At 41.2% G+C, this 1,812-nt stretch carries 3 protein-coding genes; all 3 read right to left on the reverse strand.

The annotated features are described in order from the left end of the window. On the reverse strand, nt 1–276 hold a 276-nt coding region (locus B7Y67_RS16960; protein ID WP_293599634.1), incomplete at its 3' end, for an ADP-ribosyl-(dinitrogen reductase) hydrolase. A gap of 186 nt (nt 277–462) precedes the next feature. Beyond that, entirely contained in the window at nt 463–1,305 is an 843-nt protein-coding gene (locus B7Y67_RS16965) for a hypothetical protein (RefSeq protein ID WP_293599635.1), read from the reverse strand. 127 nt (nt 1,306–1,432) lie between these two features. Next, the gene (locus tag B7Y67_RS16970; protein ID WP_293599636.1) at nt 1,433–1,570 is read right to left on the reverse strand and encodes a hypothetical protein; all 138 of its coding nucleotides are present in this window, start codon (nt 1,568–1,570) and stop codon (nt 1,433–1,435) included. Nucleotides 1,571–1,812: the final 242 nt, after the last annotated feature.

Here is a 1,812-nt window from a genome sequence, read left to right on the forward strand (position 1 = left end):
ATTGTATATACTCAATTCTACTTCATTGGGTGGATAAGCAGTTTTCAAGTAGACATGCCCATCTTTAAAAACACAAGCCACCTTCAACCTAACAGATTGGTGATTTTCAGATATGAACCAATAGGTTGGCGGGTTTGTTTTATTTTTCGTTCTGTCATCTTCGATGTATTTTGACTCGAAATGATTCAAAAAGCACTCCTCAACGTCAACCCTTCTAAGCTGATGCTTTTCCCAAATATGATCTAAAACTGACTGACTTGTTATTAAATTTTTCATTTGTAGCCCAATGAAGTTGTATATACAAATTATACATTATATTTGAAAATTGAGCAATACAAACCAGCAAAAAATAGGGTTAAACACTCACAATTAACCACCCGATATATGGCATTAGCAAGCGCAAGGCCACCACTACTCCACAGCCCACCCCTCTCCAAATGAGAATGAGTTTGTTTTGTAAAACTACGCTGGCGCACTTTCAATCATTCCCATATCCAGCATTTGCCGCTCACTACGCCAGGCTTCATGACGACGGTACTCTGCCAACAGTTTTGAGAATGAACGCCGTAAATCATCAAATGCCCTACTAGTGCCGGCGTTTTCCATAAAGGCCATGAGCCGACGATTACGCACTGCCTCATACTCCTTGAGGATCGCATCGCGGTGCGCACCTAACCACTGATTTTGACGCATATCTTTAATTGCAATCTCCAGCATCTCTTGAGTTGAGGTATTTTCACTAAGCCCCAAGTTAAAACTTCGTGGATAAACACTCAACAGTTGATAGCTGGGAGTCAACTCATAATCGGGATATTTCAGATTTAACAGCGTATCCAAGATAGGGATTGTTGTTGCTAACGCGCTAATCTCCTCATCGCTGAGCTGATACTCCTGAAATTCGATTGCATTTTGAAGTGCACCCTCTAGTTCTGCTAGATATTCATCAGTCAGTAAATGAACTATATGAACCATGCTTGCGACTTCATTGCGCCAAAGGTATTTAGTACCAACCGCCTCTTCCTCCTGTAAGGGTGCATTCAAAAGCTCAGTCAATACTTTATTCTCAATGCGCTCAAGTCTCATACGCTTCCACACCACGACTGCCATGTCCCGAACTAACTGACTTGCAACAATATCTTGTGGCCTAAAGTCATTGATAAAACGCTGATGATGCACCTCGAAATCAGCGAGGCTCTCGTTCGGGAGCACAATGTCGCGCGCATACACCCCGCTCTTTAATGCGTTTTGTGAAACGACCTTTTTACCTTTTTCAGTTCTGGGGCCGGTTGATTTGTTGATTGCCATATACACACCCAATATGAATGCTTAACGCAGTCATATCCTTGCCTAGTTTTTATTAATTACGCTAATGATGTCTTTCCAATAAAACTGAGCAATTAAGGCAACCAGATTGCTCTGGTTGCCAACCTAGTTACTTCTTAGGTTTTGCTTGCTTTACAACAGTCTGCTTATAGGTCGTGCCAGGATTTTTTTGTACAGTTTTTTGACTGACAAACTGACCTGTTACCGCACTTTTATTCACAGTCGTTGCAACTTTTTTGGTAGCCACAATGCGCTCCTTAAAAAGGGTTTTTCATTGCAAGACCCTTTACCAAATACTTTTGGTTTAGACTGGGCGTACCTTGTTAAGCTTGCTTAGTCTAGGGGGCGATGTTAGTTACAGCTAACATCGCTTTTTTCTTGCGCCTCCAGGCCCTAAATCCACAAAAAACACTACATCTAGTGAATTACCTGCCTGATAACGCTAATTGTAGGAAATTAAATTGAAATTGGTAAGACTTATTTATGAAA

Source organism: Polynucleobacter sp. 35-46-11 (genome assembly GCF_002281105.1).

Coding starts and splice junctions, on each gene's coding strand:
- B7Y67_RS16965 (WP_293599635.1), bottom strand. CDS start 1,305: ATGGCAATCAACAAATCAACCGGCCCCAGAACTGAAAAAGGTAAAAAG.